The 26,254-nt window shown below is 59.4% G+C and carries 26 protein-coding genes and 1 tRNA gene; 14 read left to right on the forward strand and 13 right to left on the reverse strand.

All coding sequences use genetic code 11. The annotated features are described in order from the left end of the window. Positions 1-210: 210 nt before the first annotated feature. Positions 211-1,347, forward strand: a complete 1,137-nt coding sequence (gene ruvB, locus GG26_RS11295) for a Holliday junction branch migration DNA helicase RuvB (protein WP_414390641.1) — start codon at positions 211-213, stop codon at positions 1,345-1,347. A 320-nt stretch (positions 1,348-1,667) separates the two neighbouring features. Here ruvB and GG26_RS11300 read toward each other — a convergent pair whose 3' ends face one another. Beyond that, entirely contained in the window at positions 1,668-4,364 is a 2,697-nt protein-coding gene (locus tag GG26_RS11300; protein WP_414390643.1) for a phycobilisome rod-core linker polypeptide, read from the reverse strand. A 193-nt stretch (positions 4,365-4,557) separates the two neighbouring features. On the opposite strand from GG26_RS11300, the gene GG26_RS11305 reads away from it, so the two are divergent. Continuing rightward, positions 4,558-6,756 (forward strand): glycosyltransferase 61 family protein, encoded by a 2,199-nt coding sequence (locus GG26_RS11305; RefSeq protein ID WP_414390646.1) that lies wholly within the window; start codon positions 4,558-4,560, stop codon positions 6,754-6,756. Here GG26_RS11305 and GG26_RS11310 read toward each other — a convergent pair. From GG26_RS11310 to nifB, 12 genes are all read right to left on the reverse strand, one after another. Further along, positions 6,757-6,840, reverse strand: a tRNA-Leu gene (locus tag GG26_RS11310). A gap of 156 nt (positions 6,841-6,996) precedes the next feature. Next, complete coding sequence (locus GG26_RS11315; RefSeq protein WP_414390649.1) at positions 6,997-8,199, reverse strand: OFA family MFS transporter; 1,203 nt, start codon at positions 8,197-8,199, stop codon at positions 6,997-6,999. Between the two features lie 152 nt (positions 8,200-8,351). After that, a complete protein-coding gene (nifT, locus tag GG26_RS11320) occupies positions 8,352-8,552 on the reverse strand; it encodes a putative nitrogen fixation protein NifT (RefSeq protein ID WP_011430645.1) in 201 nt (66 codons plus the stop codon). Beyond that, on the reverse strand, positions 8,549-8,812 hold the full coding sequence (locus GG26_RS11325) for a nitrogen fixation protein NifZ (protein ID WP_011430646.1): 264 nt from the start codon (positions 8,810-8,812) through the stop codon (positions 8,549-8,551). The genes nifT and GG26_RS11325 overlap by 4 nt, the downstream gene beginning before the upstream one ends. 135 nt (positions 8,813-8,947) lie before the next feature. Then, the gene (nifV, locus tag GG26_RS11330) at positions 8,948-10,135 is read right to left on the reverse strand and encodes a homocitrate synthase (protein ID WP_414390653.1); all 1,188 of its coding nucleotides are present in this window, start codon (positions 10,133-10,135) and stop codon (positions 8,948-8,950) included. Positions 10,136-10,383: 248 nt separating this feature from the next. Beyond that, positions 10,384-11,919 (reverse strand): nitrogenase molybdenum-iron protein subunit beta, encoded by a 1,536-nt coding sequence (nifK, locus tag GG26_RS11335; protein ID WP_011430649.1) that lies wholly within the window; start codon positions 11,917-11,919, stop codon positions 10,384-10,386. 65 nt (positions 11,920-11,984) lie between these two features. Then, complete coding sequence (nifD, locus tag GG26_RS11340) at positions 11,985-13,448, reverse strand: nitrogenase molybdenum-iron protein alpha chain (protein ID WP_414390656.1); 1,464 nt, start codon at positions 13,446-13,448, stop codon at positions 11,985-11,987. A 95-nt stretch (positions 13,449-13,543) separates the two neighbouring features. Next, positions 13,544-14,422 carry a nitrogenase iron protein gene (nifH, locus tag GG26_RS11345; RefSeq protein WP_011430651.1) on the reverse strand — a complete coding sequence of 293 codons (879 nt, stop codon included), beginning with the start codon at positions 14,420-14,422 and terminating at the stop codon, positions 13,544-13,546. Between the two features lie 277 nt (positions 14,423-14,699). After that, the gene (gene nifU / locus GG26_RS11350; RefSeq protein ID WP_414390659.1) at positions 14,700-15,638 is read right to left on the reverse strand and encodes a Fe-S cluster assembly protein NifU; all 939 of its coding nucleotides are present in this window, start codon (positions 15,636-15,638) and stop codon (positions 14,700-14,702) included. Positions 15,639-15,694: 56 nt separating this feature from the next. Next, positions 15,695-16,894 (reverse strand): cysteine desulfurase NifS, encoded by a 1,200-nt coding sequence (nifS, locus tag GG26_RS11355; RefSeq protein WP_041438416.1) that lies wholly within the window; start codon positions 16,892-16,894, stop codon positions 15,695-15,697. A 39-nt stretch (positions 16,895-16,933) separates the two neighbouring features. Beyond that, positions 16,934-17,227, reverse strand: a complete 294-nt coding sequence (fdxB, locus tag GG26_RS11360; RefSeq protein ID WP_414390661.1) for a ferredoxin III, nif-specific — start codon at positions 17,225-17,227, stop codon at positions 16,934-16,936. A gap of 25 nt (positions 17,228-17,252) precedes the next feature. Next, the gene (gene nifB, locus GG26_RS11365; protein WP_414390664.1) at positions 17,253-18,689 is read right to left on the reverse strand and encodes a nitrogenase cofactor biosynthesis protein NifB; all 1,437 of its coding nucleotides are present in this window, start codon (positions 18,687-18,689) and stop codon (positions 17,253-17,255) included. 771 nt (positions 18,690-19,460) lie between these two features. Between nifB and GG26_RS11370 the strand changes: the two genes are divergently transcribed. From GG26_RS11370 to GG26_RS11425, 12 genes are all read left to right on the forward strand, one after another. Beyond that, positions 19,461-19,754: an Asr1405/Asl0597 family protein gene (locus GG26_RS11370; RefSeq protein WP_011430657.1), complete on the forward strand. Its 294-nt coding sequence runs from the start codon at positions 19,461-19,463 to the stop codon at positions 19,752-19,754. 54 nt (positions 19,755-19,808) lie between these two features. After that, on the forward strand, positions 19,809-20,354 hold the full coding sequence (locus tag GG26_RS11375) for a ferritin-like domain-containing protein (protein ID WP_011430658.1): 546 nt from the start codon (positions 19,809-19,811) through the stop codon (positions 20,352-20,354). Between the two features lie 42 nt (positions 20,355-20,396). Continuing rightward, a complete protein-coding gene (locus GG26_RS11380) occupies positions 20,397-20,621 on the forward strand; it encodes a DUF2949 domain-containing protein (RefSeq protein WP_011430659.1) in 225 nt (74 codons plus the stop codon). A gap of 3 nt (positions 20,622-20,624) precedes the next feature. Continuing rightward, complete coding sequence (locus tag GG26_RS11385; protein WP_011430660.1) at positions 20,625-20,984, forward strand: Mo-dependent nitrogenase C-terminal domain-containing protein; 360 nt, start codon at positions 20,625-20,627, stop codon at positions 20,982-20,984. Beyond that, positions 20,975-22,369 carry a nitrogenase iron-molybdenum cofactor biosynthesis protein NifE gene (gene nifE / locus GG26_RS11390; RefSeq protein WP_414390669.1) on the forward strand — a complete coding sequence of 465 codons (1,395 nt, stop codon included), beginning with the start codon at positions 20,975-20,977 and terminating at the stop codon, positions 22,367-22,369. The genes GG26_RS11385 and nifE overlap by 10 nt, the downstream gene beginning before the upstream one ends. Beyond that, positions 22,366-23,706: a nitrogenase iron-molybdenum cofactor biosynthesis protein NifN gene (gene nifN / locus GG26_RS11395; RefSeq protein WP_414390672.1), complete on the forward strand. Its 1,341-nt coding sequence runs from the start codon at positions 22,366-22,368 to the stop codon at positions 23,704-23,706. The genes nifE and nifN overlap by 4 nt, the downstream gene beginning before the upstream one ends. Positions 23,707-23,780: 74 nt before the next feature. Next, entirely contained in the window at positions 23,781-24,200 is a 420-nt protein-coding gene (gene nifX / locus GG26_RS11400; RefSeq protein ID WP_414342057.1) for a nitrogen fixation protein NifX, read from the forward strand. A gap of 2 nt (positions 24,201-24,202) precedes the next feature. Next, positions 24,203-24,658: a NifX-associated nitrogen fixation protein gene (locus GG26_RS11405; protein ID WP_414390674.1), complete on the forward strand. Its 456-nt coding sequence runs from the start codon at positions 24,203-24,205 to the stop codon at positions 24,656-24,658. 60 nt (positions 24,659-24,718) lie between these two features. Next, positions 24,719-24,982, forward strand: a complete 264-nt coding sequence (locus GG26_RS11410) for a CCE_0567 family metalloprotein (RefSeq protein WP_414351585.1) — start codon at positions 24,719-24,721, stop codon at positions 24,980-24,982. Then, the gene (gene nifW / locus GG26_RS11415) at positions 24,979-25,344 is read left to right on the forward strand and encodes a nitrogenase-stabilizing/protective protein NifW (RefSeq protein ID WP_011432069.1); all 366 of its coding nucleotides are present in this window, start codon (positions 24,979-24,981) and stop codon (positions 25,342-25,344) included. Before GG26_RS11410 ends, nifW begins: the two co-directional genes overlap by 4 nt. A gap of 42 nt (positions 25,345-25,386) precedes the next feature. Then, positions 25,387-25,686 (forward strand): 2Fe-2S iron-sulfur cluster-binding protein, encoded by a 300-nt coding sequence (locus tag GG26_RS11420; protein WP_414373907.1) that lies wholly within the window; start codon positions 25,387-25,389, stop codon positions 25,684-25,686. A 136-nt stretch (positions 25,687-25,822) separates the two neighbouring features. After that, on the forward strand, positions 25,823-26,092 hold the full coding sequence (locus GG26_RS11425; RefSeq protein WP_414390678.1) for a ferrous iron transport protein A: 270 nt from the start codon (positions 25,823-25,825) through the stop codon (positions 26,090-26,092). Positions 26,093-26,254: the final 162 nt, after the last annotated feature.

Raw genomic sequence — 26,254 nt, forward strand, 5'->3', positions numbered from 1 at the left:
ACGAGCGGAATGCGCACAACTTCCCGCTGGACCTGGCGGCGGTGGAAGTGGCGCCTGCGGTGCGTGGCTGATGGCCTGACCTGACGCTTCAACAGCATTGGTGGATCCCCCGGCTTGGTCTGGGGGATTTTTTGTTCTCTTTGCTGGGGTGATCTTTCCCAGAGCTTTTCCAGAGTTAAATTGGGGCCATTGCCTCTGTGACTTAGGGATATGGCAATCATTTCTTCTCGGGATACAGGCCAGAACGCTGAGGGCCCCAAGCGGCGGCAGCAAAAGTCTTCAGCCTGGAGAAAAGAAGGCAGAGAGTTGAGCTTTGCTGGGGAAAGGGGAGCGGATCCCTCTGCCCTGTTGCAGCCGCAAGCCCACCCTGGCGAAGCCCAGGAAGAATCTCTGCGCCCGCGCACCCTAGCGGAATATATTGGCCAGACGGAACTTAAAGAAGTGCTCTCCATTGCCATTGCGGCGGCCCGCGCTCGCCAAGAGCCTCTGGATCACCTGCTGTTCTACGGCCCGCCTGGTCTAGGCAAAACCACGGTGGCAGCAGTGCTGGCGGCAGAAATGGGATCCCGCTTCTACATGACCACGGCCCCGGCGCTGGAGAGCCCCCGCGACATTGCCGGCTACTTGGTGCGCTTGAAGCGGGGGGATGTGTTGTTTATTGACGAGATCCACCGCCTGCCCAAGGTTACAGAAGAATTGCTCTATCCGGCGATGGAGGATTTTCGTCTTGATATCACCATTGGCAAAGGTCGCTCTGCTCGCATCACCTCTCTGCCCTTGGAACGCTTTACCCTCATCGGGGCCACAACCCGCATTGGCGCCCTCACTTCGCCGCTGCGGGATCGCTTTGGCCACGTGCAACGGCTGCGCTTTTACGAGCCTCACGAGCTGGTGCAGATCGTGCTGCGCACGGCTCGCCTCTTAAATGTCTCCACCGATCCAGAAGGGGCTGCAGAGATCGCCCGCCGTTCTCGGGGCACGCCCCGCATTGCCAACCGCCTGTTCAAGCGGGTGCGAGATTACGCCCAGGTGCGAGGGGATGGCCACATTAGCCAAGAAGTGGCAGCAGCCGCTCTGGAGCTGTTCCAGGTGGATCCCATGGGTTTGGATTGGATCGATCGCAAGCTGCTGACGGTGCTGGTGGAGCAGTTCGGTGGAGGGCCCGTGGGCTTGGAGACCATGGCCGCAGTGACAGGTGAAGATCCCCAGACAATTGAGGAGGTGTACGAGCCCTACCTGCTGCAGATCGGCTACCTGCAGCGTACACCCCGTGGCCGAGTGGTCACTCCCGCTGCGCTACGGCATTTGGGCTATGAAGCCCAGTCTCCTCTGCCTTTGTGGAGCTAATTTGTCTTTTCCCTCTCCCACAAAAGGAGAGAAGGGGTTGAGAGCATGCCTCTAACCCCCAAAACCCTGAACTTTGCTGAATTTACTGAGCTTTAGGCGGTTTGGCAAAAGTCATTGAGAGGGATATAGTAGACCAAGTTTCCCCCTGATCCTTGAGTCCACCGCAACGGTTGCCGGGAAGTGAAGGGGGAAAGCGCTCGGGGGGTATTCCTCAGGGCTTTGCGGGATACCGCCTTCCTGCTCAGAGATAGGCAGGATGCGATCGCTTCTTTCCTGAACCATGTTCAGGAGAGTTCAGCGTGAATGTATCAGCTCCATATCTAGCTGCGGTCATTGCCCACAGGGCTGAAGCTGGGCACCACCAGCTCGCGGTTTTGCTTGGTAAGGCGACCGTACAGCTCCTGCGTGTTGGGGAAGTTGGCCGCCGGCAAGGTGGGGAAGCGGCGATAGGGCACCGTGTCCTCGCCGAAGAGATCCCGATACTCCTGGGTGTTCAGCAGGGCGCGCACAAAGGCTTTCACCCCCTGGGTGGCCAAGATCTGGTTGTACTTGCGGATCTCCTGCTGGTTGAGAGGAGCACGGCCCAGGAAGTGCTTGGTGCCCAGCTCGATCACCTTGGTGTTGGGATAGGGGGCATAGAACTCGGAGCGGTACAGCTCGGAACACCCCAGCGCCTCGATGAACTCCTTGACGGTGATCTCGCCGTTGCGCAGCTTGGACTCGGCAGAACTGAGCTCGGCGCTGATGTTGTAGATGTCCATATCCCGCTCGAAGACCTGCCGGTAGGCGGCGCGGATGAGGTTGTTGACTTCCGCTTTGTTGGCCAGGCTGGTGAGCTTGAAGACAGGGATCTCTTGGCGTACCTTAGGCACCCCCTGCTGGGCCCGCCGCTGGATCTCCAGCTCGCCGGAGGGCTTGTCCTGGGGCTGGCCCAGCTTGACAAACAGGGGGATATCGTCGTCGGTGCGGATGGGCCTGGTGACCACGGCCATGTCGCTGGATCCGGGGCGCATGCGCCGCCGCGCTAGACCGGCAGGGGTGAGGTAGCGCTCGTAGGGCACGACGTCTTCCCCGAAGACCTGCTGGTACTCCTCGCTGTCGAGGATGGCGTCCACCACGGCGTAGAAGCCCTGCTTGGAGGCGATGTCAAACAGCCGGTTCATCTCCTGCCGGCCGTAGGTGGGTCGGCCCAGCAGCTTGCGGTGGATAAACTCGATGGCTTTGCAGACATACAAGCTGGACCAGTACTTGTTGCGGAAGAGATCCGACTTGGCCAGTTGGCGAATAAACTCTTTGACAGGAATTTCCCCCGACTCCAGCTTGATCTCCCAGCGGGTCAGCCGTTGGCCTTCGTAGGGCACATAGCCGTATACCTGTTGGTAGCAGGCGCGGATCACCGCCTGGGTGGATCCCTCGCTGCCGACAATGCCGGCCCGCACCCCTAGCCGCCGGCTGCGATCGCCGGGAGTTTGGGTGAGCTTGAAAACCTTCGGGCCAAGGCTGCCGGGATCCCCCACTGCCTTGGGATTGGTGCGGGCGTTGGTGAGGGCAAAGCCGCGCCGGATGAGGATGCGCTTGACATCCTTGTTGAAGGGGGCGGGGCGGGCGCTGAGGGAACGGGTTTCCTTGGGGAAGATGGCCCCAAATTGGATCTCCAGCGGGTCGTTGCCGGAGCCATAGGCATGCTGATCCGGCAGAGGCCGGTTGTAGCGGGCAAAGAGGGTAATGAACTGGGGCACCTTGCGGCGCGGGGCAGCGTAGGTGTAGAGGTCGAACTTGGCTCCCCAGTTGGCGCTGGTTTGGGCTTCTATCCCCAGCTTGCGCAGGTAGGGCACCGTCTCCTCGCCGAAGTAGTCTCCGTACTCGCGGCTATCCACCAGCGCGTCCACCAGGCCAGCCAGGCCCTTGCTGGAGACGATGGAGAAGTAGGTCTGCACTTCCTCGCGGGTTTCAGGGGCCCGGCCCAGGAAGTGGCGGAAGGCCAGCTCGACAACGCGGCTGTTAATGTAAGGCTCGTAAAACTGCTTGCGGTAGAGCTCCGATTTGCCCAGGCGGCGAATGAACTCCTTCATGGAGATCTCGCCGTTTTTCACCTTCGACTCCAGGTTGGAAAGCTTGAGGCCGTAGGCGCGGCGGATATCCCGCTCAAACACCTGTCGATAGGCGGCCTTGATGACTTCTTCTTTCTCGGCGTTGGACAGCCCCGGCTTCATGGCAAAAACGGGAACTTTCTCGGCAGCCAAGTTGTAAACCTGGGGTAGCTGCAGCCCCTGCAGGGGCAGGCCGTCGGCGGTGCTGGCATTGCGCTGCCGCAGCTTGTCGGAAGGGGCGGGGGCGATGAACTCGCTCAGCAAAACATCGAAGTATTGGTTGATGATGGCAACTGCTTCGGCATCTTTGCGGAAGTAGCCAGCCGCCGCCCGTTTCATCTCTTGAATGGCGACAATGGTGGCCTCGGCGGAGCAGGCATTTTCGATGATCTCCCGCAGGCCGCGCGTGTTGACGGCGATGATACTGGGATCCCCGGCCACCAAAGCGTAGGTGACGTAGCGCAAAAACCAGCTCAGATCCCGCAGCGATTTGCGCATGTTGGCAGCTCCGTAGCGGGAGATGTTGATGGGGCGGAAATTGGGGGGAATCTCCACACCGCTGGCGCTAAAGATGTTGCGGATGGCCTCAATGAATCCGCCGGTGGATTCCACGTAGAAGGCAGTACCCAGCTTGAAGGCTTCTTTCTCGTCTTGGGTCGCTTCTGGCCGCTCCAGATAGGCCATGGGCGAGCCCCCTGTGAAGATGCGGTTGGCTGCCCGGCTGACGATGATTTCCGAATTGGCCGCAATGACCTCGGCAATCTCTAGCCGTTTCAGGCCGCTGGAGAAAAAGTCCTCGAGGCGATCCAGCTCGGTGCGTCCCAGATAGCGATCCTGCTGTTCCGCCTGGGAGATGGTCGATACAGGCACGGTTTGGTAGAGACGGGGGTTGGAAACGACTGTGCCAGCGGATACGTTGATACCCATCGATCTTTTAAACTCCGTTTTGATCGAAAAAACTGCCGACAAAGGCCGAGGACAGTGCCATCGAAGGGGGTGAAGAGGCTGACCCACGACTGGAGGAGCATCCCTCTCTGAGCTGAGAAGGATCGATGCCCGATCCCTGAATGGGAGGCCAAGCCTAGAATACTAGGGGCATGGGCCCAGAGGGGGAGGATTGTTGCAGTTTGTAACACTGTTTCTCATCCACAAAGACATGGCTCCCAACCCAGCTCTACCCCCCCATCTGTTGTCTTCTGCTTTTCTCCTTGAGGATTGGGAGCAGGGGCATTACGAGCACGTCATTCAGGTCTTGCAGCAGGGGCTCGAGCAGGGATCCCTGTCTCCAGAGCTGTATTGGGATCTGGGATCTGCCTATCTCCTGCTGGGTCGGGAACTGGAGGGGCAGCTTGCGTGGCAAGAGGGCTTGGCAATGCTGCATGCAGAGGGCGTGGCCGAATCCGAGGCCGCTTACCACCTGCTGAGGGGCTTGCAGGCTTTGGCGGAAAGGCTGTGGGAGAAGGGCCATTGGCCGCAGGCAGCAGCTCTGTATCGGCAGCTTCTGGAGGTGGGGGATGGGCTTTCTGGGCTGGAGCCGTCTTCTGGCCAGGCTTTGGCTGCCCACCGCATTGGCCTGACCCAAGAGCGGAGCCGGCTGTGGAGCTCGGCAGCGGAGTGGTTTGAGCGGGCTTGCCAACGGGATCCGGCGGCAGCAGAGAGTTTTTGGCGCTGGGGCTTGGCCCTGATGAAGCTGGGCCGTTTGCGAGAGGCGATTTCCCCTCTGCAGGAGGCTGCGCGGCTGCGCCCTGAGTGGGGGGATCCCTGGGTACAGATGGGCTTGGCGTGGCTGGATCTGCAGGATCCAGTTCAGGCTGTGGGGTGTTTCCAGGCGGCTGAGGCGCGGGGCACCGGGACGGCGCAACTCTACAGCTACTGGGCGGAAGCGGAAGTGCGGCTGGATCACCCTGAGGCCGCTTGGGAGAAGGTTTGCCGAGCGGTGGCAGCGGAACGGAATTGGGTGCAGGCGTGGTGCAAGGGCAGCGGCGGAGAAAGCCCTCTGCGATCTGGACTGGAGCAGGCATGCAGGGGAGAGGGATCTGCGAGGATCCCCGATTTCCTGTATTCGGCTTGGCGGCAGCGTTGGGCTCCAGAAGGCGTTGCCCTTCAAGCGGACTCTTTTTCCCAGAACACCCCCCCCACAACTGACTTCTGGCCAGTGCCAACCCAAGGCTACCTCACCACCCGACAGTGGCATCAGGCCACGGGCGAAGGGGACTACCAACTGCTGGATCCAGGGGGGGTTCTCTGTCTAAAAGCGCCCCCTGCCGCTGATCCCGACATTTTGCAAAAGTTGCGCCCGCAGCGCATCCCCTTGGCAGAGACCTTTGTCGCCCAGATCCCCCGAGGATCCGTCCACGTGGGCCACTATCCCCGCCACCTCTACGCCAGCTTCGCCAGCGGGGTGCTCACCCGCCGGGGAGAATTGCTCGCCGATCTATCCCTGAGCTTGCCGCCGCCGGAGTTCCTCGACTGGGACTACAGGCCAGATCACCTGCGACACCACCCCCTGCTGGGCTTGCCCCATCTCCCCCCACCGATCCCACTGGATGGCCCCGTTGCCCTTTTGCCCTTGGGGGCAGTTAATTACTTTCACTGGATGGTGGATATTCTGCCGGCCCTCGATACCCTGCAGCGGTCGGGCGCCCTGGAAAAGGACATTCCCATCTTGATCCACGGGTATCAAAGAAAGCCCTTTCAGGTGCAGAGCTTGGCTGCTTTGGGGATCCCAGTCGAGCGCATCCTCAGCTTTGAGCAGTTGGGGGGATCCCATCTGCAAGCCCAGAACCTGATCGTGCCCTCAGCAGGCGCTCCGGTGGGGTGCTTGACGCCTAGGGGATTGGAGGTGCTGCGGCAACTGGCCCAGCCGAGTTTCTCCATTGACCCCTTACAACCGCGGCGAATTTACATCAGCCGTCGGTCTGCCCGCTGGCGGCGGGTGATCAACGAAGCGGAGGTGCTGGCCTGTTTGCACCCTTGGGGATTTGTACCGGTGCAGATGGAAACCCTCTCTCTTCAAGAGCAAATAGCCCTGATGCAGGGGGCAGAGGCGGTGATCGGGATCCACGGGGCGGGCCTGACCAACCTCGCCTTTTGTCCACCCGGCACCACCGTCATCGAGATCTTGCCCAGCAATGCAGTGCTTCCCTATTTTTGGATCATTGCCCAGGTGGCAGGGTTAAGGTATTTCCCTTTGGTAGCACCTGTTTGTGATCCGGCTTTGGTGGCTCTTCTTTCCAGCCCCGATTTGGATCGAGAAGATGCCTGGGTTCGGATCCCGGACTTGCTGAATGTGCTGGAACAGACAGGGATCAAAGGATGATGGGATCGGAGGGACTCGAACCCTCACGTTCTTGAGGAACAACGGATTTTAAGTCCGTAGCGTCTACCATTCCGCCACGATCCCAATCTGTCGGCAATAGCCGTACTACTCTACCAAACTGCTTGCCTTGGGGGGGCAAGTCTTTAAGTTGGTTCACCCAGCCCTGCAGTGGAGGGTATGAAGTAGGGGATTGCTGCCCCTGCTGATGGGATCCCTGCTGTGCCCGCTGGCTTGAAGCTCCTACAACTTCTCTTTCAAAAAAACGTTGGCCACCCAGATCCCCACCACCGCCAAGGCGGCCATCCCATAAAAGGTATAGCTATAGCTGCCCAGCCTATCGCGAATTTGCCCCGCGATCATCGTTCCCACCAAGGCCCCAACTCCATAGGCGGTAAACACAATGCCGTAGTTCTGGGCGTAGCGTTCGGGATCAAACAAGCGCAGGGTCAGGGCGGGAGCCATGGCCAGCCACCCCCCCAGGCAAAACCAAAGCAAGGAAAAAGTTACCCAGTAGGCCAGAAGGGATCCCTGAGGAGGCAGGAGCATCAGCCCACAGGCCAGCAGGATGAGCCCATAGGAGCCCGTAGTGACCTGATGGGGATGTAAGCGATCGGCCAACCAGCCAAACAGAGGACGGCTGATCCCGTTGAAAATGGCGAAGAGAGCCACGCTGTTGGCAGCCGCAGTGGGATCCAGGCCGATCAGCTCTTCCCCCACGGGGCCGGAAATCCCAATGGCGCTTAAACCAACCAGGGTGCCGATGGCGTAGCAGATCCACAGGCCATAGAAGGAGGGGTTTCTCAGCAGAGGGAGAGAGCGCCGAGAAGTCAACGGAGAGCGATCTGGGCCATTCGTGGATTTTCTTGGAAAAGGTGAGGAAAGGATCCAATCGGGAGGAGGAAATCTCAGTTGGGTTGCGATCCCCAGGATCACTGCCGCGAAGAGGATCCCCAAAATCAGCAGCGTAGGCCGAGCCCCCAGTGCCTCGATCAAGCAGTTGGCCAGGGGAGCAGTGAGTAGGGGAGATAGGCCAAAGCCGACAATGGTGGATCCCACCGCCAATCCCTTGCGATCCGGGAACCAACGGGCTGCCACGGCCATTGGCACTCCATAGGCTATTCCCACACCGCTGCCGGCAATGACTCCATAGCAGAGGGTGATCCACCCAATAGAAGGGGCGAAGCTGGCCAGCCCATAGCCCAGGCCCACCAAGCTGCCCCCCAGAGCCAGTACTCGGCGGGATCCCCAGCGGGGGATGACAAACCCTGTGATGGGCATGAGGGTAGCGTAAAACACGAGGGCAACGGTGTAGGGCAGCAGGCTCTCACTGGCCCCAATCCCCAGCTCTGTTTCCAGGGGCTTGCGGAAAATGCTCCAGGAATAGACGGTTCCCAGGCAAAGAAGAACCAGGAGCCCCTGGAGGATGAAAAGCCATCTCCCCATATGGGCCGGTTGTCCATACAAAGTAACGGGGGATCCAACCCTTTTCATGGGTATCTAGAGCTTGTTGGAGCTGAGTTCAACCCATTCTCTCAGCCCTTTCGGGGATGAGCCGATAGGAATAGAATTGCTTGAATTGTTCAGCCAACCGTTGGCTAGAGGCGTTTGGCCTCTACCGTCTTGGGCAGAGACAAAGGCTCCGGCAGCTCCGGGATGGACAATTCCCAACCGTTGCTCAAGGTGAAAATGGTTTCCCCGGCCTCTGAACGGGTGGCCACAACCGATTCTTCCAGATCTTTTTTGGGAACGTAGACCATCAAATGCCCGTAGGCACTTTCGTGCAGGATGACTTTCATAGCCCTTTCTCCACAAGTTCCAGCTCTTGGGCACGGCACCCCACCACCAAGCCTTTGGCCAAGCAGTGGACGGCATAGACGTAAAACCGTTGTAGAAAGGTGCCAATGGAAATCACGTAACCTTCGTCGCCCGGAACGGCCAAGATTTTCCCCACCGGCTGGCCGAAGAAGGTGCCATCGTTGCGGATGACCTTACGGATGCGGACTTTGTCGCCCAGCTCAAATTGGGGAGGGCGATCCAGCTCCAGTTCGTCGCTCATGGGGTACCTCCTGTGATTTCTGCCAGCACCTGACAAAGCTCTTGGCGGGTTAGGCTGCGGCCTACTTGGCGCGCCCGTCGAGACACGGCTGCCAAAATGGCCTGAGATTTGGAAGTTTCCTTTCCGGACAAGCGGTTAGACAACATCGGGATGGCTTTCCTCTGGGATGGGTTCTGGAGTGTGTTGCGCCCATTGCGTCAGCGTTGCGCGGCAATAACGGGCCAGTTCCGCCGGTGGGATCGGATGCTTGCAATGGGTGACGTGCTGCCGCACCTGTTCCAGGAGCTTTTCCAGTTGGCCAGGTGGGATCTGCTCGACAGGGATCCCGTGTTCCTTGAGGATCTGGAGCAGCAAATGCCGGCCGGAGTGTTTGCCCAACACCAGCCGCCGCTGGCTGCCTACCGCCTCTGGTGGGAAAGGCTCATAGGTCTGGGGATCCCGTAGCACCCCTGCAGCGTGAATGCCCGACTCGTGGGCAAAGGCGTTGTCGCCAACGATGGCCTTCCAGGGGGGGAGGGGAGCACCGCTGGCCCGCGCCACCTGTTGAGACAGCTCCCGCAAACGGCGGGTATCCACCCCAACATCGATCCCCAAGGTGCAGCGCAAAGCCATCACCACCTCTTCCAAGGGGGCATTGCCGGCCCGTTCCCCCAAGCCGTTGACGGTGGTGTTCACCGACTGAGCGCCGGCGCGGATCCCGGCTAAGGCATTGGCAGTGGCCATGCCCAGGTCGTCGTGGGTATGCATCTCCACAGGGATATCGATGGCCCGCACCAGGCGGCGAATCTGCTTGTAGGTGCTAAAAGGATCCAAAACGCCTACCGTATCGCAGTAGCGGAAGCGCCGACAGCCCCAGCTCTGGGCCATTTGGGCCAACTCGATCACCTGCTCCAGGGGGGTGCGGCTGGCATCTTCTGCCCCCACCGAGACCCACAGCCCTTGCTCCAAGGCCATCTCCACGCATTGGCGCAACTGTCGCAGCAGCCGAGGGCGATCCCCTTGGAACTTGGCAGCGATTTGCCGATCCGAGACCGGCACGGAGATGTGGATCCGCTTGAGGCCGCAACGAATAGAGGCGAGGATATCGCTGGGCACAGCCCGGTTCCACCCCAGCAGGTGGGCCCGCAGCCCCAGGCTGAGCATGGCGCGAATGGCTTCCGTTTCCACAGCGCCCATGGCCGGGATCCCCACCTCAATTTCGGGTACGCCAATGGCATCCAAGAGGGCAGCAATGGAGATTTTCTCGGGGATTTGGAAGGCTACCCCTGCCGCTTGCTCCCCATCGCGCAGGGTGGTGTCGTTGATGGTGATAGAGGAATTCATGGGATCCATCCTCCAAGACCTACGGCCCGCCTAGGCAATCGGTAACCGTCGATGGTGCTCCGCACCGCTGGCGCGACCCCGGTTGCGTCAGGGCAATCATGTCCAGGGTAGAAAGCTCAACCGAAGTTCTGGCAGAATTCATCAGATTCCTGTAAGGCTTGGCTGTTCCTCTTAGCGGGGTGGAGTCTTTGGAGCAGGGGATCCTTGACAAGATCTATCTAGCCTCTGGGATCCCCCTACTCCGGAAGCTAACGAATTAAGTCGAAGGAAAAATCGGTTTTGCCGGGGATGATGCTGCGCCGATCTGCCTCATCCAGAATGGTGTTGACAATCCAGTTAAGGAGGTTGAGCGCCCCCACATAGCCATAGGTGGGATAGCGATGCAGATGGTGGCGGTCGAAGATGGGGTAGCCGATGCGCACCAAAGGCGTGCCCGTATCCCGCCACAGGTATTTGCCGTAGGAATTGCCGATCAGCAGATCCACCGGCTCGGTGAACATCAGAGAGCGCAGATGCCAGAGATCCTTGCCCCCCCAGACGGTTGCCCCCTGTCCATAGGGACTGGAGGCCAGCAGTGCCCGCGCCTCGGCTTCGAACTCCTCGTTGCTGTTGGTCACCACCACATGGATCGGCTCCGCTCCCAGCTCCAGCAACAGGCTGAGCAAGCCCATCACCAGATCCGGATCCCCATACAGGGCTACCCGCTTGCCGTGGATCCACGCTTGGGAGTCCGTGAAAGCATCCACCGCCCGGCCCCGTTCGATCTCCAGCTCGGCGGGAATGGGCTTGCCCGTTAACTGGGATAGCTGCATCAAAAACTCATCCGTGCCCCGAATACCCACTGGCCGCGCCGTCAGGGTGGGCCGACCCGAGGCCTCTGCTAGAAACTCCAGGGTCTTGGGCGTGGTGTAGCGCTGGAAGGAAAAAGTAGCCTCGGCGTTGAGGCATTGGGCAGCCGCCTCCAAAGGGGTTCCTCCGGGATACATGTGGAAAGTGCCGTCGTTGGGCGAATCCAAATAGTCGGAGTTGTCCGCCAGCAGGGTCAGCGGGATCCCGAATAAGCCGAAGATGCGCTTGATCTCCCGCAAGTTGCCCATGTAGGTATCGAAGCCAGGGATGACGTTGATGTAGCCATTGCTACCCGTGCGGCCCACCGGCTCGGTGAGGGTGCTGAGAATGGCCTTGAGCATGTTGTCATAGCCGGTGATGTGGGATCCCACAAAGCTTGGCGTGTGGGCATAGGGCACCGGGAAGTCGCGGGAAATCACTCCCTCATTTCTGGCCGTGGTGATGAAGGCCCCCAGGTCATCCCCGATCACCTCCGCCATGCAGGTGGTGCACACGGCGATCATCTTGGGCTTGTAGAGGGCGTAGGCATTTTCCAGTCCCTCGATTAGGTTTTTGAGGCCGCCAAACACCGCCGCATCTTCCGTCATCGAGGTGGAGACCGCCGAAAAGGGCTCCTTAAAGTGGCGGGTGAGATGGGTGCGAAAATAGGCCACACACCCCTGGGATCCATGGACGAAGGGCAAAGTTCCCTCGAAGCCGACAGCGGCGAAGATGGCCCCTAAGGGCTGGCAAGCCTTGGCAGGGTTTATCGTCAAAGCTTCCCGCTGAAAGTTTTTCTCCCGGTATTCCCAAGATTTTGTCCATTCGGCCACCCGGGCCACTTCTTCCGGGGAAGGGAGATCTTCAAAGGTTTGCTTGCACTGCAGAAGCGCCTGATATTCCGGATCTTGAAACAGGCGGGCGTGATCTTTGATGTCTTGGATATCTTGCGGCATGGTCGGTCTCCTAATGAGGGGCAGGGGAAGGAAGGGCCGTTGGCGTCTGGGATCCCGGCGGCAAGCTAAGACTTCCAGGGGGCTTTGACCAGATCCCAGGTGGGGCTATTCAAGGCCAGATCCATATCGCGGGCGAACACGGCAAAGCCGTCGTAGCCGTGGTAGGGGCCGGAGTAGTCCCAAGAGTGCATCTGGCGGAAGGGCAAAGCCATCTTTTGAAAGACGTACTTCTCCTTGATGCCGGAGGCGATGAGATCTGGCTTCAACCTCTTGGCAAATTCTTCAAACTCGTAGCCGGACACGTCATCGTAGATGAGGGTGCCGTCGTCGATGTACTGGGTGGTGCGCTTGTAGTCGTCGCCGTGGCCGAATTCGTAGCCGGTGGCAATCACCTCCATGCCCAGCTCCCGGAAGGCCGGGATGACGTGGCGGGGTCGCAGTCCGCCCACCATCAGCATCACCCGTTTGCCCTCGAGGCGGGGACGATACTTGGCAATGACAGCCTCGCTCTGGGGCTGGTACTTGGCGATCACCTGCTCCGCCTTGGCCTGAATGGTCTCGTCGAACCGCTGGGCGATGGCCCGCAGCGACTTGGCAATTTGGGTGGGGCCAAAGAAGTTGAACTCCAGCCAGGGGATCCCGTAGGCTTCCTCCATGTGGCGGCAGATGTAGTTCATGGAGCGGTAGCAGTGGATGAGATTCAGCTTCACCCGAGGGGCAAGCAGCATCTCGTTCCAGGTGCCATCGCCGGAAAACTGGGTCACTACCCGCAGGCCCATCTCCTCCAGCAAAATCCGGGAAGACCAAGCGTCGCCGCCGATGTTGTAGTCCCCAATCAGGGCCACATCGTAGGGGCCGGGCTCAAAGTTGAGGGATCCCTCCTTCGCTTTCTTGTCAGCAATGGGCAAAACCCAGTCCCGCACCGTATCGTTGGCGATGTGGTGGCCCAGGGACTGGGAGACCCCCCGAAAGCCTTCGCAGCGCACCGGTACCACCGGCTTGCCAATTTCTTTGGAAACTCTCTTGGCCACTGCCTCGATGTCATCCCCGATCAAGCCGACGGGGCATTCGGACTGGATGGTAATGCCTTTGGCCAAGGGGAAGAGTTCGCTGGCTTCCACCAAGAGTTTGGCCAGTTTTTTGTCCCCCCCGAACACCACATCTCGCTCCTGAAAATCGGAGGTGAACTGCATGGTAACGAAGGTATCTACCCCGGTTGTGCCGACGTAGTAATTGCGCCTTCCCGACCAGGAGTAGTAGCCGCAGCCCACGGGGCCATGGCTGAGGTGGATCATGTCTTTGACCGGCCCCCACACCACCCCCTTGGAACCGGCATAGGCACAGCCGCGAGTGGTCATGACGCCGGGGATGGATTTAATGTTAGATTTTACTCCGCAATCTGCTTTGCCCTCGTCATAGACGTTGAGGTGCTTAGCTCTCTTTTTCTGAGCTTTTTCGGGGTAGGTTTCCAGAACCTCCGTTACGATTTTCCGGGTTTCCTCTTTGAGGGTACTTTTCAGAGTAGTCATGAGAACCTCAGCTATTGGGTGTCATGGATAAAAGCCACAGTGCGAAGGGGGGCTGAGGGAGGAAACCAGCTACCCCCAGCCCGTCTTTTCGGGGATCAGACAGGGGCCAGCTCTTTTTCGGTTTTGCCGATGAGGTGGGCGATTTTCTGGTCGTCGTCCAAAACGCCGAACTCTATCAACAACTGCTCCAGCTCATCCATAGAGATGGGGGTGGGGATCCTCAGATCCGTGTTGTTGATGATCTTTTTGGCCAAGGCCCGATACTCGTCAGCTTGGTTGCAGTCGGGGGAGTACTCGATCACCGTCATGCGGCGCAATTCTGCGTGCTGAACCACATTGTCGCGGGGGATGAAATGCAGCATCTTGGTGTTCAGCTTTTCGGCCAGAGCTTCGATCAGCTCGATCTCGCGATCCACTTTGCGGCTGTTGCAGATCAAGCCACCCAAGCGCACGCCGCCAGAGTAGGCGTATTTCAGCACGCCGCGGGCGATGTTGTTGGCCGCATACATGGCCATCATTTCGCCGGAGCAAACAATGTAGATCTCTTGGGCCTTGCCCTCCCGAATGGGCATGGCAAAACCGCCGCAGACCACGTCCCCCAGCACGTCGTAGCAGACAAAGTCCAGATCCTCGTAGGCACCGTTTTCTTCCAAGAAATTGATGGCGGTGATGATGCCTCGTCCGGCACAGCCAACACCAGGCTCGGGGCCACCGGATTCCACGCAGCGCACCCCTCGGTAGCCGGTGAGCACCACTTCTTCCAGCTCCACGTCTTCTACGGATCCCCGCTCAGCCGCCAGGTGAAGGACGGTGGTCTGGGCTTTGCAGTGCAACATGAGGCGGGTGGAATCGGCCTTCGGGTCGCAGCCGACGATCATGATCCGCTGCCCCAATTCGGCCATACCGGCAACGGTATTCTGACAGGTGGTGGATTTGCCGATACCGCCTTTGCCGTAGAATGCAATTTGTCTCATGGTTCAGTTCTCCTAATGAAGACTTGAGGAAAAACTTGAGGGCGACTTAAGGGTTAGAAATCTCTTGCCAATGGGCGCAACTGGTCGCATTAGCGAGACGGGATCCTTACTGCAAAGGATTTCAGCTCGCGGGAAGGCAGCCTTGGATCCCTTGGAATCCAAAAGCAAACCGGTCGAGCGGTGGGGCTCTCCCGAATCGAGGCAGGAGATGGGGGAAGCGACGGGGAGTAACAGTGGGGCAGATCATAGGGCTCTCAGGCTTATCGAGAATGGGGAACTAGAGGGCATGCACGGTTAAGGTGGGCCACACCTGTTCTTGCAGGCGGGTTTCGATGAGCAACCGCAGGGTGTTTTGCTGGCTGGGGCAGGTGGTGCAGGATCCCTTGAGGCGTACCCACACCTGATCCCCTTCCAGGTCGTACAGCTCCACATCGCCGCCATCGGCCAACAGCAGCGGGCGAACTTCCTCCTCCAGGACGGCCTGAATGCGGGCGATCTTTTGCAAGGTGGTGAGGGGAGGGGGTGTCGCTGTTGCCGAGACAGGAGGGGGAGCAGCAGGAGAGGGCTCTGTCTGGTTTTGGGAGTTCCCTTTTGAATTTCTTGAATCTTCTGAAGGGGTTGCGTCAGTCTCTGCCAGAACGGCGGCAATCAGGTCTTCAATCTGGGCCAGGCAGGAGCCACAACCGCCGCCCGCTTTGCTGTAGGCTGTTACTTCCTCAACGGAGGTGAGGCGGTTTTCCCGGATCAGGCGGCGGATCTTCTGCTCGCTGACGCCAAAGCAGGAGCAGACCAAAGCGCTGTCATCATCCGTGTGGTCAGGCAGAGGAAGGCCGCGATAGCTGTAGATGGCTGCCTCCAGAGCCTCTTGCCCCATCACCGAGCAGTGCATCTTGGCGGGGGGCAAGCCGCCCAGGTAATCGGCGATTTGGCGGTTGTCGATCCGCAGGGCTTCATCCAGAGTGAGGCCGGTGATCAGCTCCGTCAGGGCCGAGGAAGAGGCAATGGCGCTGGTGCAGCCGAAGGTTTGGAAGCTGGCAGCCAAGATGCGCTCGCTAGCCTCGTCCACCTTTAAGTAGAGCCGCAGGGCATCGCCACAGGTGATGCTGCCCACTTCTCCCACCACCACCCGAACACCAGGCTCGGAGCTGGGATCCATCGCCCCTTGGTTTTTGGGGTGGTAGAAGAGTTCCAAAACTTTTTCGCTGTAGTCCCACATGGCTGGATCCTGAGTTGAGGATGCTAACGGTCGAGGGAAGATGAGTTTGAGGGGGGTCAGCGGCGAGCCAGTTCCCGTTCCTGCTGTTGCAGCCAGTCTTCCGCCTCGTGGCTGAAGGGGGAGATGGCCCGCAAATGCTCAATGATCCCCGGCAAAACCTCCAGCACCCGCTCCACCTCTGCCGGCTGGGTAAAGCGGGAGAGGCTGAAGCGGATTGAGCCGTGCAAAACGGTGTAGGGCAGGCGCATGGCCCGCAGCACATGGGAGGGTTCCAGGGATCCCGAGGTGCAGGCGGAGCCGGAGGAGGCGCAGATGCCGTATTTGTTCAGCCAGAAGAGGATCGCCTCCCCTTCCACGAACTTGAAGCCCAAGTTGGTGGTGTTGGGCAGCCGCTGAGTGGGGTGGCCGTTAACCTGGACATCCGGGATCCGCTGCAGCAAGCCCTGCTCCAGGCGATCCCGCAGCAGCCGCTCATGGGGATCCCCCAGGTGGGCTTGGGCCAGCTCCGCTGCCTTGCCCAGGGCGATGATGCCCGGCACATTTTCCGTTCCGGCGCGGCGGCCTCGCTCTTGATGTCCTCCCAGCAGCAACGGACGGAAGCGCAAGCCCCGCCGCACATAGAGAGCGCCGATCCCCTTGGGGGCATGCAGCTTGTGCCCGGAAAGGGTGAGGAGATCCACCGGCAGGCGCTGCAGATCGAGAGGGATCTTGCCCACCGCCTGCACTGCGTCCACATGGACAACAGCCCCATAGCTGCGAGCCAGGGATCCCACCGCCTCGATGGGGAAAAGCACGCCCGTCTCGTTGTTGGCGGCCATGCAGCTCACCAGGGCAGTATCGCCGGTCAGGGCTGCTTCCAACTCCAGCAAGTCCAGGCAGCCTTGCTCATCCACCGAGAGGTAGGTGACGCGGTAGCCTTGCTTTTCCAGGTGCTTGCAGACGTTGAGCACCGAGGCGTGCTCTACCTGCGTGGTGATGATGTGGCGCTTCTGGGGTTGGGCTGCCAAGGCTGCATAAATGGCCGTGGTGTTGCCTTCGGTGCCGCCACTGGTGAAGACAATCTCCGTCGGGTCGGCTCCCAGAAGGGCTGCCACCTGTTCGCGGGCTTGGTTAAGGGCACGCCCCACCTGGCCGCCAAAACTGTGCATCGAGGAGGGGTTGCCGTAGAAGGTCTGCAAATAGGGCAGCATCGCCTCCAGAACCAGGGGATCCACGGCGGTGGTGGCGTTGTTGTCCAGGTAGATCACGGGGTTCATACAGGCTCCGAATCGATACAAGGTAGGGGTTGGGCAACGTTAAACGGCTTGCGGAGCGTGGGAATGGCACTGCTTTGGGCAAATGCGGGCGCAAGCCTGACAGCCGATGCAGAGGGCGGCATTGAGGATGGTCATCACTTTGCGCTCACTTTCTTCTTCCTCTTCGCTGTCGACAAACTCGCCGTCTTCGTTGAGGGCTCTGAGGGCAAACACACCACGGCCACAGACTTTGAGGCAACGGCTACAGCCGAGGCAGCGGCTGATATCCAGGCTTTCGATAAACTGTGGGATCCAGGGCAGTCCGCCTTTGGTGAGAGCAGTTGCAGTAGCCATGGCCGCGTCTCCAAAAGATGAGGTCTCAAGATCGGGGAGATTTGCTGTCCAAGGTCTGGTTGACCAACCAGGTGCGGTAAAACTTGAGGGCCACCGTTTCAATGAGGTCGTAGTCTTCCACCACTTCGATGCCGGCCTCGCGGATGCGCTTCATGGGGCAATCGCCGATCTTGGAGACCAATACAGCTCGGCAATCCCGGATGAGATCCAGAATTTGCTCTAGGTTGTTGTCCTCGCCGGATCCCCCGTGGCAGTACTGCGGAACCTTGCGGTGGCCGACAAACTGCGCCCCACGGGCGTTGACCTCGTAGATCAAAAACTCCCGCGCATGGCCGAAGTGGCGATTGACCAGGCCGCCGCCTTTGCTGGCTACGGCCACCAGGATGGAGGGGCTGTCGGGAGGCAGGTCGGCTGTCCAGTGGGTTGGGGTTGACTGCTGCTGAGCTTGCAGTTGGGCAATGCTTGCCTGGACCTGGCGGCGTTTTTCGGGGTCGTATTCGGGGGTCATCTGCATAAAGCGCTCCTTGGTAAACTCTTGGCTGCGGTCTTCCCCCAGCAGGCCCACCGCGTCCGCCCGACACTGGCGACAGTGGCGCATCATCCGCATGTTGCCGGAGCACCGATCTTGCAGGGCTTTCAACTCCTGAGGGGTGGGGCCCCGCTGGCCGATAAGGCCGAAGTAGGTGCCGTGTTCAGGCGCCGAGATCAGGGGCATGATGTTGTGCAAGAAAGCCCCTTTCTCCTGGATCACCCGGTTCACTTCCAGCAGGTGGGTGTCGTTGATGCCGGGAATCAGGACGGAGTTGACTTTGCAGAGGATGTCTGCCTCCCGCAACAGATCCAGGCTTTCCATCTGCCGCTCGTGCAGGATGCGGGCTGCCTCCACCCCCCGAATGCGCTTGCGCCGCCAGCGGATCCAGGGGTAGATCTTGGCTCCGATCTCTGGATCCACCATGTTGATGGTCAGGGTGACGTGGTCGATGTTCAGCCGTTTGATCTCGTCGATGTAGTCCGGCAACATCAGGCCGTTGGTGGAAAGGCAAAGCTTGAGATCCGGAGCTTTCTCGGCAATGCGGGCAAAGGTCTCGAAGGTTTGCTTGGGGTTGGCCAAGGGATCCCCAGGCCCAGCAATGCCCACCACCGTCAGTTGCGGGATCTTGCCGGCAATCACCAGCACTTTGTGGGCGGCTTCCGCCGGGGTCAGCAGCTCGCTGACCACACCGGGCCGGCTCTCGTTGGCACAGTCGAACTTGCGGTTGCAGTAGTTGCACTGGATGTTGCAGGCGGGGGCTACCGCCACGTGCATGCGGGCGTAGTGATGGTGAGCTGCTTCGCTGTAGCAGGGATGGGTGGCGATGCGTTGCTGCAGATGAGGGGGGAGAGCCTGGCGGGGGCTGCTGCTGCAAGCGCAGGCCGATGGGAAGGGGGATCCCTGGCGGGGCGGAGTTGAAAGGGGCGGCATAGTGGGGTCAACCAGGGGATAGAACGTTACTGGCGGTTATATCAACCGCCCTCTGCCCGCTCCGTTGCACTCAGCCCGGTAGAACTGATCGAGTTTATTGGCTTTGTACTCAAGACCTGCAAAGCCTGATGGCAGGCCAAATCCAACTTTTTTTAGGGGTCAAGGGTCTGGTTTTTCAAGGCCAGGGATGCCGTATTTTGACCCAAAGGGGCGGGGGATCCGGCTGTGGGGAGGATCCCCGGAATCCCTGATTCGACAAGGGCTTGGGGCAATGCTTAGGAAATACTAAAAATCTGCTCAGATGCACTCAAGCGCCGCAGCCTCGGCTGCGTTTTGCATCAATTGCTACGATTTAATATCGTATCAGCCCAAAAGTGTATTGAAAATAGCCGTTTGAGTTTGAGGAAAGATCCCCCTGGGGCAAAGTCCTCGCCAAGGAAGTGAAGACTATTGCGGCGGCAGGCCGTCGGACTTTCTTGTTGTGACAGGGGGGATGTACTCGCTCAAATACCCATACCCTTCCCCAAAAATACCGGATCCCTGCGGGCAAAAGACTCAACCCCCTGCCCTCAGAAAAACTTTTTTTGCCCTCTGGGCCAAGCTTCCAGGGTTTGAGTACATCGGCAATAACTCAATCAATCCTGATCGCCCGCTGCCAAGCCTGAGCCCCTGCAGCCGCTTGCTATAAGCGGGGGATATAAGCGGGGGAACAGAAACCCAACGGTTCTGCCCTCTGCTGAGACTCCCTCCTGCTTCCCAACCGGTGAGCTTATGTCCCCCCTTGTTTCTCCCCCACCGAAAACGGCTGAAGTGCTGCAGGTGCCCCGTTGCGATCGCTGGCGGATTCTCTACCGTCTGCAGGAGCTGGATTTGACCTGTGGCTGTACCCCGACCGGCCAACTGTGGGTGATGATTCGCACCCCCACCGAAGCCCTCCTCGTCCACAGTGTGCTCCGCCTTTTCGCCCTTGACCGCTCTGGCTGGCTGAATTGGTTGGATCGCTGCTGGTCTCTCCAAACCTGGGATCCCCCTGAGAGATCTGCAGGAGGGGATGACCACCCCTGAACCTCTGCCGTTTGCCTCCTTGCTTCTCCTGTTCACCTCGTTTTGGTAGCGCCAATGAGCACTCCATCCCCCTCGACTCGCTCCTTCCAACAAGTCCGAGACAACCCCGTTCACCTGGGACGGGAGATCACGGTTCCCATCTGCGAGGGCCTCAACCTAGTTTGGGCCAGTCTTCAGGGGCTGTATTTGCAGTATCTGAAGCACCATCTGGTTGTGGAAGGAGCAGAGTTCTACTCAATTCACCAATTTTTCAACGAAAGTCTACAGGAAGTTCAGAACCACGCCCATGAGGTGGGGGAGCGCCTGAACGGCCTGGGTGGGATCCCGGCCTCCAGCTTTGCCAAGCTGGCGGAGCTGTGCTGCTTCAGCCCGGAAGGGGACGATGCATTGGCCGTGCGGCCCATGCTGGAAGCGGATTTGCGGGCCGAGCAAAGCCTAATCGATCTGCTGCGTCGCCAGGCGGCTCTGGCGGAAAGTGTTGGGGATCGCGCCACCCGTCACCTCTACGAGCAGATTTTGCTGCGGACGGAAGAACGGGCCTTTCACCTGGCCCACTTTCTGGCTGCCGACAGCTTGGTTTTGGGCTTGTCCCCATCCTAGCTTGCCCATCTACGCCCACCCCTCGTTTTGGGAGACTCTGCCATGCTTACCCCCGATCGGGCGCCGCTGCTCCAGTTTTTGCAAGTCGAGCTTGGGATCCCGGAATCCGCCCTCACCTTCGCCCTGAAACGGCATGGGTGTGAACAGGGCCCCCTGCCGATGATCCTCTGGCATTACGGGCTGATTTCCTTGGAGCAACTGGAGCAGATTTTTGAATGGTGTGCTCCCCCTCCTCTTGTTACCAATTCTACCCATTCGGAGGTTTAAGCCATGACTTATCCCTACCCTTCTCTTCCCTTTCCCAGAGTCGGCAACCCTTTGGGATGGCTCGGCCTGGTTTTGAACTCAATTTTCAGATCCGCCCTGAAGTGGCCGCGCCGCTGGCTCAACAGCATTGAAATTCGGGGATCCCGGCAGGCCCGTTGGATTTGTCGTTTGATCCCGGCTTCCTGTCCCTTTGAGCGGGATATCCGACTGGGATCCCGCACCGTCCACATTCCGGCCCTCTGTCGCATCAACCCCCTCTACGAGGAGATCATCGCCCTGCGGCTACGGGCGGCGGCTTATCTGGCCGAAGCTGCGGCTCAACCCCAGCCCCCCTCTTCTCAGGAGATCCCATCATGCCCTTGATCAGCCGGACTAAAGTGGCGGAGCTGCTCAACGAGACCGCCTGCGAGCACAACCACAAGAAAGACGGCAAAGGCAAAAACAAAGTCTGTGCCGAGCAAGCCAAGCCAGGAGGAGCGCAGGGAGGCTGTGCCTTTGACGGGGCTTCGATTGCCCTGGTGCCGATCGCCGATGCCGCCCATCTAGTACATGGGCCAATCGCCTGCAGCGGCAACTCTTGGGGGACGCGGGGCAGCCTCTCTTCTGGCCCCCAGCTTTATCGGGTGGGCTTCACCACCGATCTGAGCGAGAACGAGATCATCTTCGGGGGGGAGGAAAAGCTGTTCCAGGCCATCCTTGACTTGCAGGCCAAATACCAGCCTGCCGCCATTTTTGTCTATCTCACTTGTGTAACTGCCCTCATTGGCGACGATGTGGAGGCCGTGTGTCAGCGGGCCAGCCGCCAGCTTGGGATCCCGGTCATTCCGGTGAATGCGCCCGGCTTTGTGGGCAGCAAAAACTTGGGTAACCGTCTGGCCGGAGAAGCGCTGCTGGACTATGTGATCGGCACGGCCTCCCCGGAATACACCACCCGCCGCGACATTAACCTCATCGGCGAGTACAACATTGCCGGCGAGCTGTGGGATGTCTTGCCTCTGTTTGACGAGCTGGGGATCCGCATCTTGGCCAAGATCACCGGCGATGGCCGCTACCGCGAGATCTGTACCGCCCACCGGGCCAAGCTGAACGTCCTCATCTGCGCTAAAGCCTTGCTCAATGTGGGCCGCAAGATGCAGGAGCGCTACGGGATCCCCTACATTGAGGCTTCCTTTTACGGGCTGCAGGAGATGAACCACTGCCTACGGGCCATTGCCCAAGGGCTGAAGGATCCCGAACTGCAGGAGCGTACCGAGGCCCTCATCGAGCGGGAAACTCGCGCCACCGAGGCGGCTTTGGCCCCCTACCGGCAGCGGCTGGCGGGCAAACGAGTTGTCCTTTATACCGGCGGGGTGAAAAGTTGGTCGATCATCTCCGCCGCTCGAGATCTGGGGATGCAGGTAACGGCCACCAGCACCCGCAAAAGCACCGAAGAAGACAAAGCCCGCATCCGCGAGCTGCTTGGCCAGGATGGCATTCTCTTGGACAAGGGCAGCCCGCAAGAGCTGCTCAAGGTGGTGGAGCGCACGAAAGCGGACTTGCTCATCGCCGGCGGACGCAACCAGTACACCGCCCTCAAGGCCCGCATCCCCTTTCTGGACATCAACCAGGAGCGGCACCACGCTTATGCCGGCTATCGCGGCCTGGTGAACTTGGCGCGGGAGATCGATGCCGCCCTCCACAGCCCCATCTGGGAGCAGTTGCGACGGCCTGCCCCCTGGGAGACTCCAGCCGAAGAGGAGGTGGGATGATGGCCCAGCTCATCCAAGAACGCAAGCCTCTCAGCGTCAACCCCCTCAAACTCAGCGCTCCGCTGGGAGCGGCCCTGGCCTTTCTGGGGATCAAGGGCTGTCTGCCGCTCTTCCACGGTTCCCAAGGCTGTACGGCCTTTGCCAAAGCGCTGCTGGTACGTCATTTCCGCGAGGCCATTCCCATGTCCACCACTGCCATGTCCGAAGTGGACACCATCTTGGGAGGCGAGGAGAATGTCGAAGCTGCCATCCTCACCTTGGTGGAGAAGGCCCAGCCGGAGCTGATTGGTCTTCTGACCACCGGCCTCACGGAAACCCGCGGGGACGATATGCCGCGCATCCTGCGGGAGCTGCGCCGACGCCAGCCGCAATTGCAGGATCTGCCCATTGTCTTGGCCTCCACGCCTGACTTTAAGGGATCCCTGCAAGACGGCTATGCCATCGCCGTCAACAGCTTGGTCAGCACCCTGCCGGAATCGCCGTCGGGATCCGTCCGCCCTGCCCAGGTAACGGTGCTGTGCGGGCCTGCCCTCACCCCTGCCGACGCCCAGGAGATCAAAGAAATGGCGGAGGCTTTTGGCCTAGAGCCGATCCTGGTGCCGGATCCCGCGGGTTCCCTGGACGGACACTTGGGCACCGGCTTTAGGGCGACCCCAGACGGCGGCACCACCCTTGAGCAATTGCGCCAGCTCGGGCGTTCCGGCCTCACCATAGCTGTCGGCGAGAGCATGCGCCCTGCCGCTCAGATCCTGGCCCAGCGCTTTGGCACCCCCTATCGGGTTTTCCCCCACCTGACCGGTCTCAAGGCTGTGGATCCCTTTTTGGCAACCTTGGCCGATCACAGCCAGCAGCCAGTGCCCTCTCGCTACCGCCGCCAGCGCAGCCAAGTCCAGGATGCCCTCCTGGATTGCCACTTTTTCTTCGGCAACCAGCGGATTGCCTTGGCCCTAGAAGCCGATCTGCTCTGGGGGTGGGTGGACTGGCTGCTGGATATGGGCTGTCAGATCCAGGCGGCCATCAGTCCCACACCGGATCCCCACTTGACCACCCTTCCCATTGAGGCAGTGCGGGTGGGAGATCTGGGGGATCTGGAGGAGCTAGCACCCGGGGCTGACCTGCTGGTGGGCAACTCCCACGTGGCGCGCCTGGGCAAGCGGCTGGGGATCCCAGTGCATCGAATGGGGATCCCTATCTTCGACCGGCTGGGGGCCAACCACATCTGTCAGGTGGGCTATCGCGGCACCCTATCCCAACTGTTTGCCGTCGGCAACCTGCTGATGGAGCAGGAGGAAGCCCGTCACCCCAGCCCACCCCAGGTTTCTGGGCATGGATTCTAAGGGATCCAGAGCTTCGAGCTAGATCCCCCTAGCTCCCCTAAACCCTCAAGTTCACGGTTCTAAGGAGAACGCCTATGCAAGTGGCCTTTACAACCCGCGACGGCAAGCACGTCAATGCCCACTTTGGCTGGGCCAACCAGATCGACCTCTACGAAGTCACCCCCGAAGGCTACCGATTTTGTAAGACCCTCACCTTTGGGGGCAACTTGGAGGCAGATGGCAACGAGGACAAGCTGGTGCCCAAGCTGCAGGCTTTGGCCGATGTCACCCTCATCTACGTGGCTGCCATTGGCAGCAGTGCCGCCGCCCGCCTGATCAACCGCCGCATCACCCCCATCAAAGTGCAGTCGGAAGAAGAATCCATCGAGAGCTTGTTGCAGCGCCTGGTAACCACCCTGCACAATCCTCCCCCCTGGCTGCGCAAAGTGCTCTTGGCCGAGCGCGCCCGCAAAGCCGAAGCCCCAAATCCCTCTACTTCCCCTGCGGAGGTTTAGCCATGACGGTTACCCCTCTTTCCCCCTCGACCAGCCCCATCCTGCAGGAGATCGTTCGCCAGATGCGGGCGGCGGATCCCTACGGCACCTACCGCACCTGGAGGGATGAGTTGCTGCTCAAGCCCTTTGTCGTCACCAAAGCCCAGAAGCGCCAAATATCCCTGGAAGGGGAGGTGGATCCGGCAGTGCGGAGCCGCATTCTCATCTACTACCGCGCCATTGCCGCCCTGATTGAAAAGGAAACGGGCCTCCTAGCTCAGGTGGTGCTGGATCTCAACAGCGAAGGCTTTGGTTGGGTGCTGGTCTTCTCAGGGCGGTTGTTGTTGGTGGTCAACACCCTGCGAGACGCCCATCGCTTCGGTTTCGAGTCTCTCGAACAGCTCACTGAAAAAGCTACTGCCCTTATCGACAAAGGGATCCAACTGGCCCGAACCTACCCTGAGGTGGGCCGACTGTAGCCGCCTGCCTCCCCTTTTGTCTGTGCAGCAATTTCTTTAGCCATCAGGAGTGCCTTGCCCATGTTGAATGAGAGTGACGTTGAGAATGTTGTGAACGACCTGGCTTTCGAGCCCTTCGAACACCTCTCTGCCGACCAGCTCCGCAGCGAGATCAAGCGCCTAAACAGCAAAGCAGGCCAACTGAAAATGGATCTGCACGATCTGGCCGAGGGGCTACCCGACGGGTTCGAGCGACTCCCCGACTTGGCAGCCCGCACCTATGCCCTGTTTGCCCGGCTGCACACCCTCAGACAACGCTTGAAAACCCTGGAGACCTGCCGATGAGTTGGAACCACAACCGCCGTTGGAAAGACTTCCAAGCCCTAGTCAATGCCGAGGATTATTTCGCTTTTTTCGAGCTCCCCTACGATCCGCGGGTGGTCAACGTGAATCGCCTGCATATCTTACGCAAATTTGCTCAGTATTTGGCTCCTCTGGAGCACTTCCAGGGCAGCGAAGAAGAATGGCTGGAGCAAGCCCGGCAAGCGCTGGAAAAAGCGTATCAAACCTTTCTCACTTCTACCCCGCAGCAGGAGAAGCTCTTCCGAGTCTTTCAAGACTATGGTTGTCCGGATCCCGTTGGCGGCTGTGCCGGCTGCAGCTCTTCGGGAGAGCGAGGCGAATGCAGCCCTGGGATCCCTGCCTAAGCTCCCTTGTTTACCCCTCGTCAACTCTCTGGAGATCTCATCATGGCTACCTACACAGTTCACTTGGTTAACCTAAAACGACAGCTTGATACCTATATCTCAGTAGATGAAGATTCAACCATCCTAGAAGCGGCTGAGGATCAAGATGTGGACTTGCCCTCTTCCTGCCGCTCCGGTAGTTGTTCCTCTTGCGTAGCCAAAGTGGTAGAAGGAGAAGTCGATCAATCGGAGCAAACCTTTCTGGATGAGGAGCAAATAGCCAAAGGATTTGTGCTGCTCTGCGTGGCTAAACCTCGCTCCAATTGTACGATTCGCACTCACCAGGAAGCTTACTTGGTTTGATAGATCGCTGCTTCCAAGCTGCTCGCAAATGGACTCGGGCAAGGCTCAAATGGCCTCTTCTAAGATTAGGGATCCCTATATGTTGGCACCGCCCACCGTCCCTAAGATCTCAATAACCATATCTCCTCTCCAACTCATGAAGGTTGGAGAAGAAGGTCGCATCTACCAACTGCGCGGATCCGAAGCTGCTTGCGCCCAATTGCAGCAAATGGGTCTCACTCCAGGTACCTATCTCCAGGTTATCCAACGTCACCCTGAGTGGATCCTACTCCTACCCAGTGGCCAACTTTCCCTTCCTGCTCATTTAGCTAAACCCATCTGGGTTTACATGGATCCCCGTTGCACCCTAGCGCCTCCCCAAGAACCGAATAAGAAAACAATCTTAAATTTGCCAAGAGCCTTCTAAAATGTAGTCTATTTACCCAATTTTTAACTTGCAATGAGAGACACTCAAGGTAAGCACATCTCTTCATAATCTATCTTGATTTGGGAGCAAAGCTATGAACACCTGTTTGCTACAGCCTGTTAAGGGCTCAAGGGGTACAATAGCAGCACTTAGCAAACCAAC

Source organism: Synechococcus sp. 'PEA 65AY6A-5F PE A', from assembly GCF_047462575.1.
Classification (GTDB): domain Bacteria; phylum Cyanobacteriota; class Cyanobacteriia; order Thermostichales; family Thermostichaceae; genus Thermostichus.

Excerpts from the sequence above, each read along its gene's own strand:
- ruvB (WP_414390641.1), top strand. The coding sequence starts at position 211 with ATGGCAATCATTTCTTCTCGGGATACAGGCCAGAACGCTGAGGGCCCC.
- GG26_RS11300 (WP_414390643.1), bottom strand. The coding sequence starts at position 4,364 with ATGGGTATCAACGTATCCGCTGGCACAGTCGTTTCCAACCCCCGTCTC.
- GG26_RS11315 (WP_414390649.1), bottom strand. The coding sequence starts at position 8,199 with ATGGGGAGATGGCTTTTCATCCTCCAGGGGCTCCTGGTTCTTCTTTGC.
- nifT (WP_011430645.1), bottom strand. The coding sequence starts at position 8,552 with ATGAAAGTCATCCTGCACGAAAGTGCCTACGGGCATTTGATGGTCTAC.
- GG26_RS11325 (WP_011430646.1), bottom strand. The coding sequence starts at position 8,812 with ATGAGCGACGAACTGGAGCTGGATCGCCCTCCCCAATTTGAGCTGGGC.
- nifV (WP_414390653.1), bottom strand. The coding sequence starts at position 10,135 with ATGAATTCCTCTATCACCATCAACGACACCACCCTGCGCGATGGGGAG.
- nifK (WP_011430649.1), bottom strand. The coding sequence starts at position 11,919 with ATGCCGCAAGATATCCAAGACATCAAAGATCACGCCCGCCTGTTTCAA.
- nifD (WP_414390656.1), bottom strand. The coding sequence starts at position 13,448 with ATGACTACTCTGAAAAGTACCCTCAAAGAGGAAACCCGGAAAATCGTA.
- nifH (WP_011430651.1), bottom strand. The coding sequence starts at position 14,422 with ATGAGACAAATTGCATTCTACGGCAAAGGCGGTATCGGCAAATCCACC.
- nifU (WP_414390659.1), bottom strand. The coding sequence starts at position 15,638 with ATGTGGGACTACAGCGAAAAAGTTTTGGAACTCTTCTACCACCCCAAA.
- nifS (WP_041438416.1), bottom strand. The coding sequence starts at position 16,894 with ATGAACCCCGTGATCTACCTGGACAACAACGCCACCACCGCCGTGGAT.
- fdxB (WP_414390661.1), bottom strand. The coding sequence starts at position 17,227 with ATGGCTACTGCAACTGCTCTCACCAAAGGCGGACTGCCCTGGATCCCA.
- nifB (WP_414390664.1), bottom strand. The coding sequence starts at position 18,689 with ATGCCGCCCCTTTCAACTCCGCCCCGCCAGGGATCCCCCTTCCCATCG.
- GG26_RS11370 (WP_011430657.1), top strand. The coding sequence starts at position 19,461 with ATGTCCCCCCTTGTTTCTCCCCCACCGAAAACGGCTGAAGTGCTGCAG.
- GG26_RS11375 (WP_011430658.1), top strand. The coding sequence starts at position 19,809 with ATGAGCACTCCATCCCCCTCGACTCGCTCCTTCCAACAAGTCCGAGAC.
- GG26_RS11380 (WP_011430659.1), top strand. The coding sequence starts at position 20,397 with ATGCTTACCCCCGATCGGGCGCCGCTGCTCCAGTTTTTGCAAGTCGAG.
- GG26_RS11385 (WP_011430660.1), top strand. The coding sequence starts at position 20,625 with ATGACTTATCCCTACCCTTCTCTTCCCTTTCCCAGAGTCGGCAACCCT.
- nifE (WP_414390669.1), top strand. The coding sequence starts at position 20,975 with ATGCCCTTGATCAGCCGGACTAAAGTGGCGGAGCTGCTCAACGAGACC.
- nifN (WP_414390672.1), top strand. The coding sequence starts at position 22,366 with ATGATGGCCCAGCTCATCCAAGAACGCAAGCCTCTCAGCGTCAACCCC.
- nifX (WP_414342057.1), top strand. The coding sequence starts at position 23,781 with ATGCAAGTGGCCTTTACAACCCGCGACGGCAAGCACGTCAATGCCCAC.
- GG26_RS11405 (WP_414390674.1), top strand. The coding sequence starts at position 24,203 with ATGACGGTTACCCCTCTTTCCCCCTCGACCAGCCCCATCCTGCAGGAG.
- GG26_RS11410 (WP_414351585.1), top strand. The coding sequence starts at position 24,719 with ATGTTGAATGAGAGTGACGTTGAGAATGTTGTGAACGACCTGGCTTTC.
- nifW (WP_011432069.1), top strand. The coding sequence starts at position 24,979 with ATGAGTTGGAACCACAACCGCCGTTGGAAAGACTTCCAAGCCCTAGTC.
- GG26_RS11420 (WP_414373907.1), top strand. The coding sequence starts at position 25,387 with ATGGCTACCTACACAGTTCACTTGGTTAACCTAAAACGACAGCTTGAT.
- GG26_RS11425 (WP_414390678.1), top strand. The coding sequence starts at position 25,823 with ATGAAGGTTGGAGAAGAAGGTCGCATCTACCAACTGCGCGGATCCGAA.